Origin of the sequence: Paraflavitalea soli (assembly GCF_003555545.1) — a bacterium.
GTDB classification, from domain to species: Bacteria; Bacteroidota; Bacteroidia; order Chitinophagales; family Chitinophagaceae; genus Paraflavitalea; species Paraflavitalea soli.
Window position 1 is genome coordinate 1,800,208 of sequence record NZ_CP032157.1, and the last position, 20,971, is coordinate 1,821,178.

The following is a 20,971-nucleotide window of genomic DNA, read 5'->3' on the forward strand; positions in this document are numbered from 1 at the left end:
ATGCCTGGTTTAAACAAAGCCAATATTGAAGACATCTTCCCCATGTCGGCCATCCAACAGGGCATGGTGTTCCATGCGGCCAAAGATGATTCTTCTTCCACCTATCATGATCAGAGCCTGTTTGTTTTTACAGACACTGGTTTCGACTTCGGGCTGTTCAGGAAAACAGTGTGCCTGATGATCGACAAACATCCCATGCTGAGAACCGTCTTCAACCTGGCCGATTACAAAGAACCTGTGCAGATCGTGCTGAAACAGATAGGACCCGACATCAGCTACCAATACCCGGCAGGATTGGATAGCAAGGAAGCCCGGCAGGAATTCATTGCTGCTGCCATGGCCGCAGACAGGGCCAACCCTTTTGACCTGGAAACAGGCATGCCACTATGGCGTATGAAAATAGTGCAAACATCGCCTGCAGAGGTCTGTTTACTATGGCTCTTTCACCATGCTATTTTTGATGGCTGGAGTACTTCCTGCTTTATTACAGAATTGCACCAGGTCTACCACACCTTAAAAGCAGCACCAGGTTTTGTACCCGCCCCCCTCAGGAGCAGCTATAAGATCTACGTCATGGAACAATTGGCCTTCCGCCGTTCCGAAGAACACAGGGAATTCTGGAAAAAAGAACTGGCTGGCTATAAACGATATGCACTTAAGAACAAGATCGACGAAGCCGACCTGCAGGGATTCGTCCTGTATGCAGAAGACCTCGACACCGCTTTGCTTCACCAACTGAGAGAACAATCCAGGCAGCAAAATATCCCCGTAAAGATCATTTGCCTGGCGGCATATTTGTATACACTCAAACTATTGAGTTATGAGAATGAATTGCTCATAGGTGTCATGAGCAACAACAGACCCGTATGTGATGACGCTGAAAAGATACTGGGCTGTTTCCTCAACTCCATTCCTTTCAGGGTAACACTGGCTGCGCCCGCCACCTGGCTGCAGGTGATGCAGCAGGTAGACCGGCAACGCAATATCCTGTCAGCATATGAACAACTTTCCTTTTTTGAGATCGTAAAACTGTTTAGTAAGGATACCACCGATCAGAATCCTTTCTTTGATGTGACTTTTGACTTTGTGGATTTCAACCGCTACCAGGATTTCAGGCACCAGATCACCGATGAATATGAATACCTGTCAGATCTGAGCTTTGAGAAGACTAATGCCCTGCTTGATCTCATGATCTCTACTACACTGGACCGCTTCCAGGTATTCATCAGTTATGCAACACCCTTACTGACCCCGGAAAGGATCGCACAAATAGCTGCCTGGTTCAGGCGAATCCTGGAGAAAATGGCTTATGATCCCCAGGGGGCCATCCGGCATGAAGATCTGTACGATACGACTGCTGTACAACAATTGACCGGTGCATCCAATAATGATCATACCGGCATGCCCGCACCTGATTTTGTAGCCTTATTTGAGCAGCAGGTTCAGGCATCCCCAATGAAAACAGCCATTGCCGATGACCAGTTGGCTTTATCTTATACCGACCTCAACCGTTATGCTAATAAGATCGCTCATGCTCTATTATCCCGGCATGCCCGCCGCGAAGACCTGGTAATACTCTACTTCAACAGGGGATCATTTTTACTGGCTTCCATGATCGGCGTACTGAAAGCAGGCGCTGCATTTGTAGCCATCGACACAGAAACACCGGCCGAACGGCTTAAATATATGGTGGCCAACAGTCATGCCAGTATAATACTCTCCGAGGAAACCCTGGCCCCAAGGTTAAGAGACATGATGGACAACGGTTACCAGGAGATCATCGTGGTGGCCGATGGAAAGGCACTTTCCACACAGCTATCACAGCAGCCCGAGCACAATCCGGGCATCAGCCTGCTGGGCGATCAGACAGCCTATGTTATTTATACTTCCGGTTCCACCGGCACACCCAAAGGAGTCGTATTGCACCATGCCGGTTTGTCCAACCACCTCACCGCCGTAGTTGATTTCCTCGCATTGACAGCGAATGATGTAATGGCGCAAACAGCTTCCTGCAATTTCGATGTCAGTATCATGCAATTCCTGCTCTGCCTCACTGTAGGCGGGAAAACAGTCGTATTCAATAAGCAGCTGCAATTGCAGCCCGCTCTCTTTGTAACGAGACTGGCAGCAGAAAAGATCACCCTGGCCGAACTGGTGCCTTCGCACATCGATGCCATCCTCAATGCTTCGGAAGGAGGACTCGCTAACTGGCATTCCCTGAAATACCTGTTATCGACCGGCGAAGTGCTCACCGAAAGAACTGTCCGCAAATGGTACCAGGCCATGCCATATATTCCCCTCGTCAATGCGTATGGGCCGGCAGAAGCTTCTGATGATGTGACACTGTACATCGTACAGCCCGGCGACCAGGACCCTTTACCCGTTGGAAAGCCCTTACCCAATATCCAGGTATATATCATCGACCAAAACCACCAGCTATCTCCGCCGGGCATCACCGGAGAGATCGCTATAGCCGGTACCGCTGTAGGAAAGGGCTACTGGAATGAGCCGGCACTCACACAGGCTTCATTCATCAACAATCCCTTCAGCAGGTTGCAGGAAGGCAACAACGGTGGCGCCATCCTGTACAAGACCGGTGACCTGGGTTACTGGACCGAAGCAGGCGAGCTGGTAGTAAAGGGCAGGGTAGGGAATATGGTAAAGATCAGGGGCAACCGCATCGAACTAAGTGAAATAGAAAAACAGTTGGAGCAAGTGCCGGGTATTTTACAGGCCGTGGTGGCCGACAGGCTGGTGAATGAAGATACCGTCTTGTGCGCGTATTATACCACCGACCGCAGGATTGGCGCAGATGATATCCGCAATAAACTGCTAGCTTTTCTGCCCGGCTACATGCTGCCATCGTATTACATAGAGCTGAAGACCCTGCCGCTATTACCAAGCGGAAAGATCGACCGCGCAACCTTGCCGCCACCTGCTTACATCTCAGATGAAACACCGGAAACTGCCGAAGCCTTCACTGATATGGAGGAGGTAATACTCAAGGTGTGGAAAGAAGTACTGAACCAGCCCGGAACCATCAACCTAAAAGATAACTTCTTCGATATTGGCGGTCATTCGCTCAGTATGATCATGGTCAACAACAAACTCAACAAAGCATTGTCACGATCCGTGCCTGTGGTACAACTATTCAGGTACCCCACTATCAGGTCATTGGCACAGTACCTCGCCAAAGAAGCAGCACCAGCCATCCCGCAGGACAACATGAAAGATGCCGTGCAGCTGATGGACGATGCCATTGCTTTCTTCTCACAGGAATAAACCTTTTCTTCTGATACGCTTTTAAAGCACACTATCTATGGCACAGCAGCAAACAGGTATGGAAATTGCCGTTATAGGTATTTCCGGCAGGTTTCCACAGTCAGCCGACCCGGCCGCCTTGTGGGAAAACCTGGTGAACGGGAAAGAATGCATCGACTTTTTTACCAAAGAAGCGCTGAAAGCCCAGGGCTGCGATCCCGCAGAGGTCGATCATCCCGCTTATGTGCCAGCCAATGCCTTATTGCCCGACAAGGATAAATTTCAACCTTCCTTTTTTGGTTACAGCCCCAAAGAAGCACAGGTAATGGCCCCACAGGTGCGCCTCTTGCATGAACTGGTATGGGAATGCCTGGAAAATGCAGGCTACAACCCGCATGAGTATGCCGACCCGATCGCCTTGTATGCCGGTACCTCCAACAGCTCTTACTGGGAAAGCCTTACCTATATTTCCGGCCTGGCCGCCGAGCTGGGCGAATTTGATGCCGAACACCTCAACAACAAGGACACCGCCTGCGCTAAAGTAGCTTACAACCTCAACCTGAAAGGTCCTGTGCTGGCCGTGCACACCGAATGTTCCACCGGCCTCGTGGCTGTTCACCTCGCTGTGAAAGCCTTATTGACCGGAGAATGCCGCATGGCCCTCGCAGGAGGTGTCGCCGTCTCTTATTACAGTAAAGGCGGCTATGTATACGAAGAAGGCATGATCCGCTCCGATGATGGACATTGCCGCGTATTTGATGAAAAAGCCAGTGGTACCATGCTGGGAGAAGGCGGCGGCATTGTTTTACTCAAACGATTGAACGATGCCATCCGCGATGGCGATCATATCTATGCCGTGATCAAGGGCTCCGCCGTCAACAACGATGGCAATGAAAAAGTGGGCTTCACCGCTCCCAGTGTAGCCGGCCAGGCAGAAGTGATCCGGAGAGCACAAAAAATGGCAAGGATCAACCCGGCCGATATCCGCTTTATTGAAACACATGGCACCGGTACCAACCTCGGCGATCCCATTGAAGTGGAAGCCCTGAAGCTGGCATTTGGCGAAGCTGGGAAGTATACCTGCGCACTCGGTTCACTCAAAAGCAATATCGGTCACCTGGGTGAAGGCGCAGGCGTAGCAGGATTGATCAAGGCCGTGTTGGCCCTGCACAAAGAGGTATTGCCCCCTTCCCTCCATTTCGAGACCCCCAATCCGAAGATCGGTTTTAACGACAGTCCTTTTTTTGTAAACAACCACCTTACCCCATTAACCCGGTCAAATGGTACACCTTTACTTGCCGGCGTTAGTTCCTTTGGCATCGGCGGCACCAATGTGCACGTAGTGCTGGAAGAATACTGCGAAGAAAGAAAGACTAAGCCTGCCGGCAAATACGAACTCATACCCCTTTCAGCCGATAATACCTGGAGCCTTACAAAGAACCTGGAAAACCTGCAGACCTTTATGGCAAAAGAGCCTGCCACCAATATCGCAAACCTGGCTTATACCTTGCAATCAGGCAGAAAACATTTTCCTGTTCGTACATTCCTGGTTGGTGAGCAGGTGGAAGGATCATTGGAACAGGCTATAGCACAATTGTTACAAAAGCCACTGGCAGCCAAACAAACCAAACCCGAAAAGATCGTCTTCCTGTTCCCCGGACAGGGTACCCAATATGCCGGTATGACCCGCGACTTGTATGAAGGCCTGCCCGGTTTTAAGCAACAGCTCGACGCCTGTTTTGCATTGGCAGCACAAGCCGGCATTCCCCACGACCTGAAAAATATCCTGTTTGAAGACCAGTCAGGATTGCTCAACCAAACCGAAATAACTCAATTGCTCCTGTTCATCGTAGAATATGCACTGGCCTTACAGTTGATGCACCTGGGCATTGAACCCGATATACTCGTTGGTCATAGTATTGGCGAATATGTGGCGGCCTGTATCGCTGGCGTATTTACACCGGAAGAGGCCATCCGGATCGTAGCCCGGAGAGGAGCGCTGATGCAGCAGGCGCCCCCCGGGAAAATGTTGAGTGTCTCCTCACCGGTGGAAGACTTGCGTCCACTGTTACCGGCAAGCCTTTCCTTAGCCGCTGTTAACAGCAACAATATCTCCGTGGTATCGGGTACCCAGGAAGAAATAGTAGCTTTCCACGACTTCCTCGAGCAGCGCGAGATCCCTTCCCGTATATTGGTTACCTCCCACGCTTTCCATTCTCCTTTAATGGAACCCGTATTGGAAGCCTTCGAAAAGAGTTTTGAAACTATTACCCTGCAGCAACCGAACAAAACAATACTGTCCAATCTCACCGGCAACTATGCCGACCCAAAAGAACTGGCCACCGCACAATATTGGGTGGGTCACTTGAGAAATACCGTTCAGTTTCAGGAATGCCTCCGGCACATACCCGACAACAGTTTACTGATCGAGGTAGGGCCGGGGCATTCTTTATCTACTTTTGCCCGGCACAATGGATGGCAGGATACCATCAACACCATCCGCCATCCCGATGCACGCACCCATGACCTACTCTTTTATTACCAGGCCATTGGTTCCATCTGGAAACAGGGCATCGATATCAACTGGCATCGCTTCAACGATCCTGCCGGTCGGTTAAAACTGCCTTTACCTCCTTATGCTTTCAAAAGAGAAAGGTATTGGATCGATGAAGATCCCCTCGCTTTGCAACAAAAATTTCTTCAGGGAGCAGACAAAGAAAAAAAGATACCATTTGAAGAATGGTTTCACCAGCCCTCCTGGAAACAAAAACATATTGACCTCGCTGCGGGCGTGAATAAAGAGCAGATCGACCATTTGCTCATCTTTCCCCAACGGCAGCTGTTCGAAAAAAAGGAGGTCATTGATCAGCTGCAGGCTTTGAAAAATACTTCTATTACCATTGTACACCGCAAAGGTGAGATGGATGGACTCACCATTCCCGACAACTGGGTCCTGATCGAAGAAAGCGATAATTCACGCGCTTTCTACGACGACCTGGTGGCCCTCCTGCAAAAGAACAATTGCCTGCCCAGTCATATCCTGCACAGCAGGTCCATTGATGGAGGGAGCAACCCCCACTACGATTATCACCAACTCATCACACACCAGCAAGACGGCCTGTTGAATATCCTTCACCTGGCCCAGGCATTGATGCAGGTATCTGTCCTGGAAAAAACCTGCCTGCTGATGGTATCAGTACAGCAATTCCTGATACAGGGCACCGAACAGTTGGCGATCAACCAGGCGCCCCTGCAGGCATTGAATATCGTACTGCCACAGGAATTCCATAAGATACTGACCAAACACATTGATTTCGGCAGTGAAGGAGATCTGGTCAACCATATCGATAAAGTATTGCAGGAAACACGCTATGATTTCACCAACAGGACCGTGGCTTACCGCAACGGCATCCGGTGGCTGAGGTCCTATGAACCGGTAAAACTGGGTGAGAAAGCAAAGAACGGATCACTGAAAAACAAAGGCGTATACCTGGTCACAGGAGGTCTGGGAGGCGTAGGTACCATCCTGGCCAAATACCTGGCACAGACCTGCGAGGCCACCCTCATCATGTTGTCCCGCACAGCTATACCCGAAAGGGAAGAATGGGCCGCTATATTGCAGGGCCAGCAACAGGCAATGATCACCCGCATACAGCGCATACAGGAGATCGAAGCCCTGGGTGGGAAAGTGATAACCGTAAAAGCCGATGTAGGTGATGCTGAAGCCGTAGCCCAGGCAGTGGCTTATGCTGAAAGCATGAGTGGCAAGATCAACGGCGTAATACACGCTGCAGCCGATACCACCGGGCAATCACATGTTTGCTTTGCAGATCAGTTAAGCAGTACACTGGTGGAAGAACAGTTCTATGCCAAGGTAAAAGGTGCGATGGTGCTGGCCCATTGTTTTACCAGCAGGCAGCTGGATTTCTTTATGGTCACCTCTTCACTCTCTGCTGTATTGGGAGGAATGGGCTTCCTGGCCTATGCAGCTTCCAATGCCATCGTGGATCAGTTGCTGAAAAATAAGAACCAGCAGGAGCGGGGCATTACCAGGTGGATAACTGTCAACTGGGATGGATGGGAAGAAGAGCAAGCCCCTGCCGCCGCCAGCCAGTCTTATATCTTACCCTCGGAAGGTGCCAAAGCCTTTGGTCTCATCCTTGATAAAGCAGGTCACAACGAGGTGGTGGTATGCACCCGTGACCTCGATGCCAAACTGCGCAAATGGGTATACCTGGAAGACATCGGCACAGCCGGTACAGAAAAAGACAAAGAAACCACCCTCACTGAAATACAAAGAGCAGAAAGCCTGCCCGAATACCTCGCCCCCCGCAATGAGACAGAAGAAAAGCTGGTAAAAGCATGGCAAAAGATATTCGGTATTAAGAATATCGGCATCAACGACAACTTCTTTGAACTGGGAGGCGATTCCCTGAAAGCTGTTGTATTGGCCAACAGGATATTCAAGGACCTGAGTGTGAAAATATCCCTTCAGGATCTCTTCCAATACACTGATATCGCCAACCTCGCCACCCGCATTAAAGGTGTGGAAAGAGCACATTTTGCCAGCATTCCCCCCGCCAAACCGTCACCTTACTATAACCTGTCTTCCGCTCAGAAAAGGTTCTATTATGTGTATGAGCTCGATCCTGCCTCCCTGGCTTATAACCTGCCCGTGGTCACCATACTGCGTGGAAAGCTGGATAAAGCAAGGTTTGAAAATGCATTCCGGAAACTCATCCGCCGGCACGAAAGTCTGCGCACTGCCTTTACCAAGGTAAATGGACAGCCGCGCCAGTTGATCGCCGAAGAGGTGAGCTTTTCTATCGGTTATCTGCCTGGTGAAAAGGACAAGCTGGAAGAGGCCATCGAAGCATTTGTAAAACCCTTCGACCTGGCAGTAGCGCCCCTGATGCGGGCCGGCCTCGTTGAAATGGAGGGAGAAGCATATGCCTTGCTGATCGATATCCACCATATCATCACCGATGCCGAGTCCAGCGAAATACTCGTCAAGGATTTCATGGCATTTTACAACGAAGCTACCTTGCCGCCCCTAAGGATACAATACAAAGACTTTACCGAATGGCAGCAAAGCGTACAACAACAGCAGGCCATTGCTGCACAACAGGCATTCTGGCTGCAGGAATTCCGCGATGGCGCCCTGCCACTCGAAGTGCCCACTGATTTTCCACGGCCGCTCACCAAGACCTACCAGGGCGACCTGGTAAGTTTTATCATCGGGAAAGAACAGGCCCTGCAAGTAAGAACACTAGCCGAAGAGAACGGCGCATCCGTATTCATGGTGCTCTTTGCCGTATTCAATATCCTGCAACATAAACTCAGCAACCAGGAAGAGATCGTGATCGGCACTTCTACAGCCGGCCGCGAACACCCCGACCTGGAGCACGTGATGGGCCTCTTTGTCAATACTCTTCCTGTAAAATGCCAGGTGGAGGGCACACTGACCTTTCAGCAATTCCTGGCCAGGGTGAAGACCAAGGTACTGACCTGCTTTGAGCAGCAGTCTTACCCGTATGATGAATTGGTCAATCAACTCAACATAGAACGCAATACCAGCCGGAACCTCCTGTTTGATGTGATGTTTGCGTATCTCAATATCCAGGAGGCCAAATTGGAATTTCCCGGCCTCACCCTTAGTCCTTATGATTTCAAACATCCCGTATCCAAGTTTGATTATACGTTACAGGCTTATGACAACGGAGAGCAGATACACATGAGCATAGAGTATGCAACTGACCTCTTCCGGAGACCCACTATCGAACGATTTACCCGCTATTTCAATACTATATTGCAAACCGTCACAGCCACACCAGCTATTCAAGTAGCTGCCATCAGTATGCTGGACCCTGCCGAAAAAGAAGACCTGCTGATCGGTTTTAACAATACCTGGGCTGCCTTCCCCGACAATAAGACCATTCATCAGTTGATAGAAGAGCAGGTGCAACGGAATCCGGGCCGCAGTGCCGTCGTATTCAATGAGCAGCTCCTTACTTATGGGCAGCTGAATGAAAAGGCCAACCGGCTGGCGCATTACCTGCGCCGGCAATACCACCTGCAGCCTGGTGAACCTGTGTTGCTGAGTGCCCGGCTCTCGCCGGAGTTATTGATAGCCCTCCTGGCCATCCTCAAAGCAGGGGCCGCTTACTTACCCGTCGATCCCGCCTTACCCAAAGAGCGGATAAGATTTATCATGGAAGAAGCTGGCGTTCAATTACTGATTACCGACGAAGCGTTATTGCCTCATTTTGACTACTATACCGGTCATACCTATACAATAGATACAACAGTAGAAACCCTTGATACCCCCATAGAAGATCCCACGCCCATCAATACACCCAACGACCTGGCCTATATCATTTATACTTCCGGTTCCACCGGCCAGCCCAAGGGCGTAATGGTAGAGCATGGATCCGTAGTCAACTATATTCATTGGGCAGCTGCTTATTACCTCAACCAGCCGCACCATAGTTTCGCCTTGTTCACTTCATTGTCTGCCGACCTTACCGTTACCTCTGTATTTACACCACTCATTACCGGCCATGAGATCGTCATTTACCGCGATCATGAACAACAACCCGCGGTGGAAAGGATATTCCGCGAAGGCCGGGCCAACGTGATCAAACTCACGCCATCCCATTTGAAGATCATCCGCGATACTCATTTTCAAACAGGAGAGAACAGGCCCCTGCTGCTCAAATTGATCGTAGGTGGCGAGGCATTGGAAACCGCACTGGCGAGGCGCATTGTACAAAGCCTGCCCGGAAAAGTAGAACTATTCAATGAGTACGGTCCCACCGAAGCCACCGTAGGTTGTATGATCCACCAGTATACAGACGACGAACAGGATGCATCTGTACCCATCGGCTTGCCCATTCATAATACCAGGATCTATTTACTCGACAAATATTTACAGCCCGTAGCAGCTGGCGTTACCGGCGAACTCTACGTGGCCGGTGCAGGCCTGGCGCGCGGTTATTTCAACAAAGAGCAGCTTACCGCCGAAAAGTTTATCCCCAACCCCTTTGTACCCGGCACCTATATGTACAAGACAGGTGATCATGGAGTACAGCGTCCCGATGGATTGCTGTCCTTTAGAGGCCGGATCGACCACCAGGTCAAGATCAGGGGCTACCGTGTAGAGTTGAGCGAGATAGAAAGCAGGCTGGTATCCTATGAAGGCATCACCGATTGCCTGGTGCTCTTGCACAAAGCACAGCAGGAAGCAAGCCTGGTAGCTTATTATGTATCCACCCAGGAAACAGCCAAAGAAGCCCTGCGCGATTTCCTGTTACAAACATTGCCCGATTATATGGTACCGGCCTGGTTCATTCGCCTGGAGGCCATGCCCCTCATGTTGAATGGAAAAACAGACCGCAAGGCCTTGCCCGATCCATTGCAACAAAGAGATACCGAATACGTAATGCCCGTTACCGAAGAAGAAAAAGCCCTCTGTGAAGCCTGGTGTGAAGTATTACGCATCGATAAAGTAGGCGTACTCGACAAATTCTTTTCCCTCGGCGGCGACTCCATCAAGTCCATTCAGATCTGTTCAAAACTGCAGGACAAAGGATACAAGTTCTCTGTACGCGATATGCTGCGCGAGCAAACCATTCAAAAGCAGGCCCTGCGGATGAAGAAAAAAGACCAGCCCATCCACCAGGCGCCCATTACCGGCACCAGTCGCTTATCACCCATCCAACAATGGTTCCTGGATGGTCCTGTAGCCGATAAACATCATTTCAACCATTCCATCTTATTGCATTTCCCAGAAGGATTGACCATCGAAACGGTCACAGACATCATGGGCAAATTACAGGAACACCACGATGCCCTGCGCATGATCTTTATACAGGATCTTAATGGATGGCATTGTGAGAACAAAGGTCCTGGGGGACCTGTTGCTATAACAGAACAAGACCTGCGTGAAGCAGTGGCGCCAGCTGAAGCGCTTGGAAAGCTGGCGCAGACCATCCAGTCTTCCATCGACCTGGAGCAGGGCCCCCTCATGAAGCTGGGATTGTTTCACCTTCCGGATGGCGCCCGTTTATTGATCATCATCCATCACCTCGTCATCGATGGCGTGTCCTGGCGTATCCTCCTGGATGATATCGACCGCCTGCACCGCCAGCACACAAAGAAGGAACCACTTTCCCTGCCTGCCAAAACACTGTCATTCTTACATTGGATTGGTAAGCTGGATACCTATACAAAAAGCAAAAGGTTTATACAGGCAGCTGCCTGGTGGAAAACATACGAAGTAAAACCAGTAACCGCATTACCACGCGAAGGTGTAGGAGAGAAGACCCTGGCAAGCATGCAACAGGCTGTCTTCCGTCTTAATCGTGCAGATACTACCGCCTTGCTCACCAAGGTACAGCACCCCTTCGGCAACCAGGTCAATGATATGCTGCTGGCCGCCCTGCTGCTCACCCTGGATGAACAGTGGGGTATACCCGCCGTTTCTATAGAGCTGGAAGGCCATGGCCGCGAAGACCTGGGCCAGCAGGAAGACATCAGCCGCACCGTTGGCTGGTTCACCATCCAGTATCCTGTATGGATAGAAAAGGGGAAAGACCTGCGCCATACCCTCAAGGCAGTGAAGGAAGCCCTGCACAGCCTGCCCAATCAGGGTTTCGATTATTTATTGCAGCAATATTTTACTACCAACAACAATAATGGCAAACGACAGCTCCCGGCAGCACCCATTAGTTTTAATTACCTGGGACAGTTTGATGAAAGTACCGAACACAATGTATTTACCATAGCCGGCGAGCCCCGGGGCGAAGATGTGTCCGCCAGGTACCTCTCTTCTTTTGATTGGGAATTCCTGGGCATGGTGACCGGCGCACAACTCGAATTATCGGTCACGTACAGCACCGCACAATACCTGCCCGCAACCATGAACAGGTTTATGGACCAATACCAGCTAAAGCTGCGGGAATTGGTAGCGTACTGTCAAACCTACCCCAAAAAAGAATTAACCCCTTCCGACTTTACATACAAACACCTCACCATTGAACAGGTAGACGCCCTGCAAAGCCGGTATGAGATAGAAGACATCTATCCTTTGTCGCCCATGCAGCAGGGCATGTTGTTCCATGCAATAGCCGATCCAACCAGTACTGCTTATTTTGAGCAAACATCCTATTGCCTGGTTGGCCATCTCAACATGGAAGCCGTAGAGAAGAGTTTAAATGCCCTCATGGCCAGGCATCCGGTGCTCCGTACCCGCTTCCTGTACAAAGGATTGGAAAAGCCACTTCAATTGGTACTGAAGGAACAGTTCATCGAATGCAGCTTTACAGATATCCGGGGAGAGATACGCAATGGCTCCCGCAACAGCGTCTTGCAGGACTGGCGCGAAGCAGATAAAGCAGCGCTCTTTAACCTGAGCGAAGACGCGCTGATGCGGGTAACAATATTGCAAACAGCCACCGGGGAATACGAATTCATCTGGTCCCATCACCACATCATCATGGATGGATGGTGTATGGGTATCCTCATCAATGAGTTCAACCTCTTATATGAAAGCTTCCTGCACGGGCAACCCATTCAGTTGCCGCCTGCCTCTCCTTATGCTACCTATATCCAATGGCTGGAAGAAAGAGACACCGCAGAAGCAGCTCATTATTGGAAAGACTACCTGCAGGGCTACCATCAACTGGCTACCATTCCCGCAACGGCATCATTAATAGCTGCCGCAGACCCCTATCACCCGGAACTGGCGCAACTAAGTTTTACCAGGGAGCAAACCAACGCCCTGCGTGCCTTATCTGTGCGGTACGGTGTAACTGTCAACACCATTATACAGGTAGCCTGGGGTATTTTATTGCTCAACTACAACCGCACCCGCGATGTGGTATTCGGCTGCGTGGTATCCGGCAGGCCGGCCGCTTTGAAAGGAGTGGATACCATGGTAGGGCTCTTCATCAATACCGTGCCGGTGAGAATGACCGTTGAGGAAGACGAAACGTTGGAGACCTTCCTGCAAAAAGTACAGGCCAATGCCATCGCTGGCGAACCCCATCATTACCATTCCCTCTATGAAATACAGACCCAGAGCCAGGCAGGGCGCTCATTACTCGATCACATCATGGTATTTGAGAACTACCCCCTCCTGGATCAATTGGAGCAGCAGGGAGACGGCAAACCTGCCTGGGTGGTGAAAGATGTACAGGTGCTGGAAGAAACCAACTATCCGCTGTTCTTGGAAGTATTCCTCCTTGATCAGCTTTCAATAGAGATCCATTACAATGCCCGTATCTATACACGCCAGGAGATCAATGAGCTGGTGCGTCACCTGGCCCATATCAGCGATCAGGTCATCCACCACAGCCACAAGCTGGTAAAAGACATCACCATTCCCCTCGCCAAAGGATTGAATGGGCACCACCAGCCTGGGCTTAACGTCTGTCAGCCTGAGCTTGTCGAAGGTGGCACAAGGGTGGGTCGCCTTTCAGAGGCGGCTCACCCGGGTCAACCACTCACACCCGCTGCCACCGATACCGAAAAAGAACTGGCCCTCATCTGGGCCGATCTCCTGAAGCAGGAGCCGGAGGAACTCGATATACATACCAGCTTTTTTGAACTGGGGGGCCATTCCCTCAAGGCCCTCAGCCTCGTGAACCGCATCAATAAGCAATTCGGTATCCAGATCGAACTGCAAACCATATTCGACAAAGAGACCATCAGGAACCTGGCCGAAGAGATCATCACCATCCGGCAGATACAATATGGTGTAAAGACCGATGAAGAAGGTTTCGAAGTCGTCATCTAAGCACACCACCATTCACACAATAACATTACCGATAAATAATTATCCTTAAAAACGCTCATATGAGAATAGAAGAATACGTAACCGACCTGCGCAAGAAAAAAGATGTGATCATTACCGTCAACAACGAAGAAGTGAAGATCAGCGGTAATAAACAGGCTTTGACCACCGAGCTGATCGAAGAGATCAGATCGAGAAAATCTGAGTTGCTGGAATATTTCAACGCCATCAACAATCGCAGGTTGGCCGCCACCATTTCGAAAGCAGCACCTGCCCCACATTACCAGTTGTCATTGGCACAACGACGTTTGTTCTTCATTCATGAGCTCGACAGACAGTCCCTGGGTTACAACCAGCCCATGATCGTGAAGGTAAGCGGCAGCCTGGAGCTGGACCGTTTACAGCTGGCCCTCAACAAACTGGTGGCCCGGCATGAAATATTGCGCACCTCCTTTTCCGTAGTGGAAGGCGAAGCCGTACAGCAGGTACATGATCAGGTAGATTGTCGCATTGCCGTGTACGACGCTGAGGCTGACGATGTGGATGCTGTGATCGATGCTTTCATCCGGCCCTTCGACCTGGGCAAAGCCTCCTTGCTGCGTGTAGGCGTGATCAGGATGTCGGACACCGAACATATCCTCATGACTGATACCCATCACATTATTGCTGATGGTATTGCCCAAACCATCCTCGTAAAAGACTTCATGGCCATCTACCATGAGTTACCCTTGCCCGAACTTAGTCTTCAATACAAGGATTATGCAGCCTGGCAAAGAAGCAAACCCTACCAGGCATCCCTGGCAGAGAAAAGAAAAGCCTGGATAGACCAGTTTGCCGGATCAACACCCATACTCGACCTGCCCCTCGATTTTCCAAGGCCCCTAAAGAAGAATTGCACAGGCGATACCATAGAGTTTGAGATCGACGCGATCAACACCAGCCGGCTCCGCCAACTGGCAGAGCAGGAGGGCACCAGCCTCTTCACCACCCTGTTGTCTGTGTTTTATATTTTACTGCACAAGATCACCAACCAGGAAGATATCGTCATCGGCACACCCGCCGCCGGACGCGAACACCAGGATGTGGAGTCCATGCTAGGCGTATTCATCAACACATTGCCCCTGCGCAACTACCCAAAGGGCGACAGCAGTTTCCGGGAATTCCTGCACCAAACAAAAATCAGAACACTTACCTGTTTCGACAACCAGGCATATCCTTACGAAGATCTCATCAACGAACTCACCCTCGAAAGAGATCCCGGACGTAACCCTTTGTTTGATGTAGTATTTGCCTATCAGAATTATGAACAGTCCGAATTATCAATGACCGACCTCGTACTATCACCTTACCGCCATCCACATACCGGCTGCGTATTTGATATCGTACTTACCGCCTTCGAAATTCAGGACAGGGTGGAATTTAATTTCACCTGGCGTAAAGAACTGTTCACAAAGGAAACCATCCAACGGTTTGCGCGGTACTTCACCAATATTGTTACTGCCGTTACCAGCAACATAGAAACTAAGCTGTCACAGATCAATATATTGCCCGAAGAGGAGCATCACCAGCTGCTACATGGATTCAACCAAACCCAGGTCGACTATCCGGTGGACGAAACCATCGCAACCCTGTTCCACAAACAGGCCTTGCTTACGCCGGGAAATACCGCTGTAAAGATGGGCGCTGAAGCCATTACCTACCAGCAGTTGGAAGAGCGCAGCCGCCGGCTGGCCATTTACCTGCAATTGGAAGGTGTAATACCCGATACCCTGGTAGGCGTGTGCATGAACCGTTCCATCGACATGATCGTAGCCATCATGGCCATCCTGCGTGCCGGTGGAGCTTATGTACCCATCGATCCCGGATATCCGCAGTCACGCATTGCCTGGATGATAGAGGACGGCATAGCCAAAGGCAATACCGGCAAACCGAAACTGATACTGGTGCAAGGTCACCTTACGGAAGCCATTAAGCAAATTGTCCCCGCTGCTGTCACCCTCGTCACCATGCCCTGCAACTGGGATGGCCCCGAGGCAGCAGTCCTGAATGCACAAAGTTTACCTGCCCGGGCCACACCCGAAAACCTGGCCTACCTCATTTATACCTCAGGGTCTACAGGTCGGCCCAAAGGCGTAATGATAGAACACCGCAATGTGGTGAGCTTGCTGAAAAACCAAACCACTCATTTTGATTTCAACGACAAAGATATATGGACCCTGTTCCATTCCCATTGCTTCGACTTTTCCGTATGGGAAATATTCGGCGCTTTATTGTTTGGCGGCGCCCTGGTTATCGTATCCAAAGAGACCGCCCGGGATGCCAAACTACTGGCACAGCTCTTATTCGATGAGGGCGTGACCGTGCTCAACCAAACACCCCTCGCTTTTTACATGCTGCAGGAATTGTATGTCCTGCATTATACCAGTACCCAAATAAGATGGATCATTTTTGGTGGTGAAGCATTGGACCCTGCCCGCCTGCGTCCCTGGCATACTACCTTCCCCCAAACCAGGCTCACCAACATGTATGGCATCACCGAAACCACCGTGCATGTAACTTATAAAGCCATACAACAGGAAGAGATCAATGCAGGCAGCAGCAATATCGGTGCACCCCTTCCTACTTTAAGTTGTTATATTCTTGATCCTTTTCAAAACCCCGTACCCCTCGGCGTGCCCGGTGAATTGTATGTGGGAGGACATGGACTGGCGCGCGGTTACCTCAATCAACCACAGCTCACCAATGGACGTTTCATTCAAAACCCCTTCCCAATAGCCGGCCAATCCCGCCTGTACAGATCGGGCGACCTGGCCCGCTGGCTGCCCAATGGCAATATGGAATACCTGGGTCGCATCGACAACCAGGTTAAGATCAGGGGTTTCAGGATCGAATTGGGAGAAATAGAAATGGTATTGAATGAGCACGAGCACATCACCAAATGCGTGGTGATTGCCAAGGAATGGGCTGGCAACAAACAATTGATCGCCTATTGTGTGGCCACACAGGAAGAAGAGCCGCTGGATATAGAAGCCGTGCGTGCCTGGCTGGCAAAGCACCTGCCCGATTACATGACCCCTGCCTTCATTATTCAAATAGACCAGGTGCCCCTTACCCCCAATGGAAAGATTGACCGGGCAGCCTTGCTGGCCAGGGACCTCGTCATCAAAAGTCAGGATGAATACGTAGCACCTGTTACCGAGATCGAACGCGTGCTCACCGAAATATGGATGAAAGTATTGTCTGTACCCAGGCTGGGCACCAGGGATAATTTCTTCCGCCTGGGCGGCGACTCCATCAAAGGCATCAGGCTGGTATACGAAGTAAACAAAGCATCCGGCGCAGGCATTAACGTGGCCGATCTCTATGCCCACCAAACGATCGCCGAGCTGAGTCCCATCTTATCTCAAAAACGCCGCCAGGAAAATGAAGAACGCGAAAAAGCCGAAGCCCAGATAGCAGCCTTCCAGGAATGGTATACCAGTGTGATCGGTATCGACGATACCGTGGAGGCCGTATACCCCATGAGCGGCGTAGAAAAAGGCATGTCCTTTTACACCCTCCTGCGCGAAAAAGACGATCAGAACGTCAACAATATCTATTTCCACGAACAGAACATTTATTCCATTGCCTTCACCGACTTTAGTTTTGAACTGTTTACCGCAGCCGCCAAACTGCTCATGGAAAAGCATTGTACCATGCGCATGATCTATGATATCAGCAATGGCGCCCACCTCATCAAAAAGCAGATGGAGCCCGAACTGTATTATATTGATATTACCCACCTCTCCTGGCAGGAGCAGCAGGACTTCGGCGTCCGCTACCGCGATGCAGAGCGTGTAAGGGCTACCGAATTCTCCGGTAATACCCCTTTGTGGCGCATGACGGTGGTCAAAACAAGAGAACATTACCATTACCTGCTCTTTGATATGCACCACAGCGTACTCGATGGATGGAGTTTGCATGCCTTCCTCACTGAGTTGAAGAACACTTATGTATTCCTGGCCACCGATCCGCAATACAAACCCGAAAAACTACAGGCCACTTATTTCGATCATATTGTGAGCGAGACCATGGAAGCCAATAAGCCCGAGAACAGGGAGTTCTGGCGCAATGAACTGGCCAACTACAGCAGGCTTGTTTTGCCGCCTACCGGTAAAGAACATGTATTTGTAACGAAGATCTATGATGTGGATCTCCAGCTCGTCAAAGAAATGGAAGCCACCGCTGCCAAACTCAATACCAATTTCAAACACCTTTGCTTTGCTGCCTATGTATACACCATTTCGAAGTTTACCTACGAGCAGGATTTCGTAGTAGGCATCATTACCAACAACAGGCCCCTGGTACCCGATGGGGATAAGCTGCTGGGATGTTTCCTCAATGCAATACCCTTCAGGGCCAATGTACCTTATGCAAAGACCTGGCGTGAATACATCCAGTACATCGACCGTAAACTGGTAGAAATGAAACGCTACGAAAGAATGCCCTTCCATAAGATACTGGAAGCAGCAGAAGAACCAGCTATCCATGGCAACCCATTATTCGATACCACCTTCAATTACATTGATTTCTGGATCGTGGGCGAAATGATGAAACATGGTACCGAGCAGGAGATCAATCACCATACCATTGATGATATGGCTTTTGCCAACGACAACCTCGATGTGAACCAAAACACCTTGTTCGATTTCCACGTGTGGGCCACCAGCCGCAACTTCCAGATCATCATGGAGTATTCTACTGCTATCATGGAAAATCATGATATAGAGCGGTTCTACCAATACTATATGAGCGTGCTGCAGCAATTCCTGCACCAGGTAGACCAGCCAATGCCTGCTTTCTCCATCATGGCACAGGCAGAAAAAGAAAGGATAAACAGCGAGTTCAACCATACTGCTTTCCCTTATCCAAAAGAAAAGAACATCATTGACCTGTTTGAGGACCAGGTGCGCAGAACACCCGGCAATAAAGCCATCCATTTCGGGGAAGAGACAATGACCTACCAGCAGCTGGAAGCTCAAACCGGTAAGATCGCTACTTACCTGGTAGAAACCGCCGGCATCCGCAAGGGTGATCTCGTAGGTATTATGTTGAAACGCGACCTTGACCTTATACCCTGGATATTCGGCATCATGAAAGCAGGTGCAGCTTATGTGCCCATCGATCCCAATTACCCGCCCCAATGGATCACCAATATCATGGAAGATGCCGCTCTCAAACTGGTTATTACCAAAACGCCTTTTACCGGCAAGCTGGAAAAGGCAGGAGGGCGGTCACTCAATATCGATACCGTCCGTGAAACTATCGAAGCCTGGCAGGTGAAAGAACTGCCGCCGATCAAAGGAGAAGACCTGGCCTATGTGATCTATACTTCCGGTTCTACCGGCAAGCCCAAAGGCGTGCTGATCGAACACTACTCAGTGGTCAACCGCATCCTGTGGATGCAAAGAGCTTATCCCATTACTGAACAGGATGTACTGTTGCAGAAGACATCCATCATGTTTGATGTTTCTGTATGGGAATTGTTCTGGTGGGCCGTAGCAGGTGCCTCCCTTGTCCTGTTAAAGCCTGGCGGAGAAAAAGACCCTCTCGAGATCATCGACACCATCGACCGGCACCAGGTGAGCGCCATTCATTTTGTGCCCTCCATGCTGGGCGCTTTCCTCTCCGAGTTTGACAACGAAGCTTATTATCAGAAGCTGAAGAGCCTCCGGCTGGTATTTGCCAGCGGGGAAGCCCTTAAGACATCACACGTCAGTGCATTTGCCGATACCTTGCACCGCCATTGCGGATCAAGGCTGATCAACCTGTACGGGCCTACCGAAGCCACCGTGGATGTTACCCATTACGAATGCACGTTTACAGAAGGCGAGACCAGCATTCCCATTGGAAAGCCCATCGACAATACCCGCATGTACATCATAGATAAGAATAACCAGTTGGCGCCCATCGGCGTACATGGTCAGTTGTGTATTGGTGGAGTAGGGTTGGCAAAAGGTTACCTGAACAACGAAGTGCTCACCAATGAAAAGTTTGTCCATTTACCCGCGTTGGACGGAGAGCGCGTATACATGACCGGCGATCTGGCCCGTTGGCGGCCCAATGGCGATATCGAATTCCTGGGCCGCATGGATACCCAGGTAAAATTGCGCGGTTTCCGGATAGAAGTAGGGGAGATCGAAAGCTGGCTAATGAAGTATGAAGCCATCAAAGAAGCCGTGGTTACCGTACTGGGCGAAGGAGAAGAAAAATACCTGGCCGCCTATTATGTGTCTGCTGAACCGTTGAAAGAGGATGACCTGCGCGCCTGGCTCATCGAAAAACTGCCCGATTACATGGTTCCCTTCCATTATATACACCTGAATCAAATACCCCTTACCCTCAATGGCAAGGTCAATAAGAAAGCCCTGCCGCTGCCCGATATGATCGACCAGGCGGGGTATGAAGCTCCCACAGGTCCCATCGAAGAACAATTGGTGGCCATATGGGCCGAAGTGTTAAAGCTCGACAAGACTACCTTGAGTGTAAAGAGAAATTTCTTCCAGCTGGGTGGCAACTCCTTATTGGCCATGTCAATAGTCAACAAGATCAACAGGGCCTTTGGTACCGGTTTCACCTTATGGAATTTCTTCCGCGTCCCCAGTATCCCGGCATTGGCACTATATATTCAGGAAACATTGGATGCGGCACAAGCGTCTGCTGCATCACAAGCATCCGATCCGGAGTTGGAGTTAGCAACAACGCCTGCCGGTGAAGCCGAGGATTATTCCATCCTGGGATTGAAGGTGATGGAAGCCATGCAGCAGGAACTGGAGAAAGACGGAAAGCTAAGCGAACTCTTTGCCGATCCTGCCATCAGGGAATTGGCCGAAAAGCTGATGGTTAAAAAAAAAAGCCTGAACCCCGGCGATTAAC

At 50.4% G+C, this 20,971-nt stretch carries 3 protein-coding genes; all 3 read left to right on the plus strand.

Translation table 11 applies throughout. The features are described 5' to 3' along the window. From D3H65_RS06745 to D3H65_RS06755, 3 genes are read left to right on the plus strand one after another with little or no spacing between them, the layout of a single operon-like run. Window positions 1-3,282, plus strand: a complete 3,282-nt coding sequence (locus D3H65_RS06745) for a non-ribosomal peptide synthetase (RefSeq protein ID WP_119049528.1) — start codon at window positions 1-3, stop codon at window positions 3,280-3,282. A 37-nt stretch (window positions 3,283-3,319) separates the two neighbouring features. After that, window positions 3,320-14,059, plus strand: coding sequence for a non-ribosomal peptide synthetase/type I polyketide synthase (locus tag D3H65_RS06750; protein WP_119049529.1), 10,740 nt, complete (start codon window positions 3,320-3,322; stop codon window positions 14,057-14,059). A gap of 59 nt (window positions 14,060-14,118) precedes the next feature. Continuing rightward, window positions 14,119-20,970, plus strand: coding sequence for a non-ribosomal peptide synthetase (locus tag D3H65_RS06755; RefSeq protein WP_119049530.1), 6,852 nt, complete (start codon window positions 14,119-14,121; stop codon window positions 20,968-20,970). Window position 20,971: the final 1 nt, after the last annotated feature.

Bases quoted from the DNA above. Each gene is read 5' to 3' on its own strand.
- D3H65_RS06745 (WP_119049528.1), top strand. From the start codon at position 1: ATGCCTGGTTTAAACAAAGCCAATATTGAAGACATCTTCCCCATGTCG.
- D3H65_RS06750 (WP_119049529.1), top strand. From the start codon at position 3,320: ATGGCACAGCAGCAAACAGGTATGGAAATTGCCGTTATAGGTATTTCC.
- D3H65_RS06755 (WP_119049530.1), top strand. From the start codon at position 14,119: ATGAGAATAGAAGAATACGTAACCGACCTGCGCAAGAAAAAAGATGTG.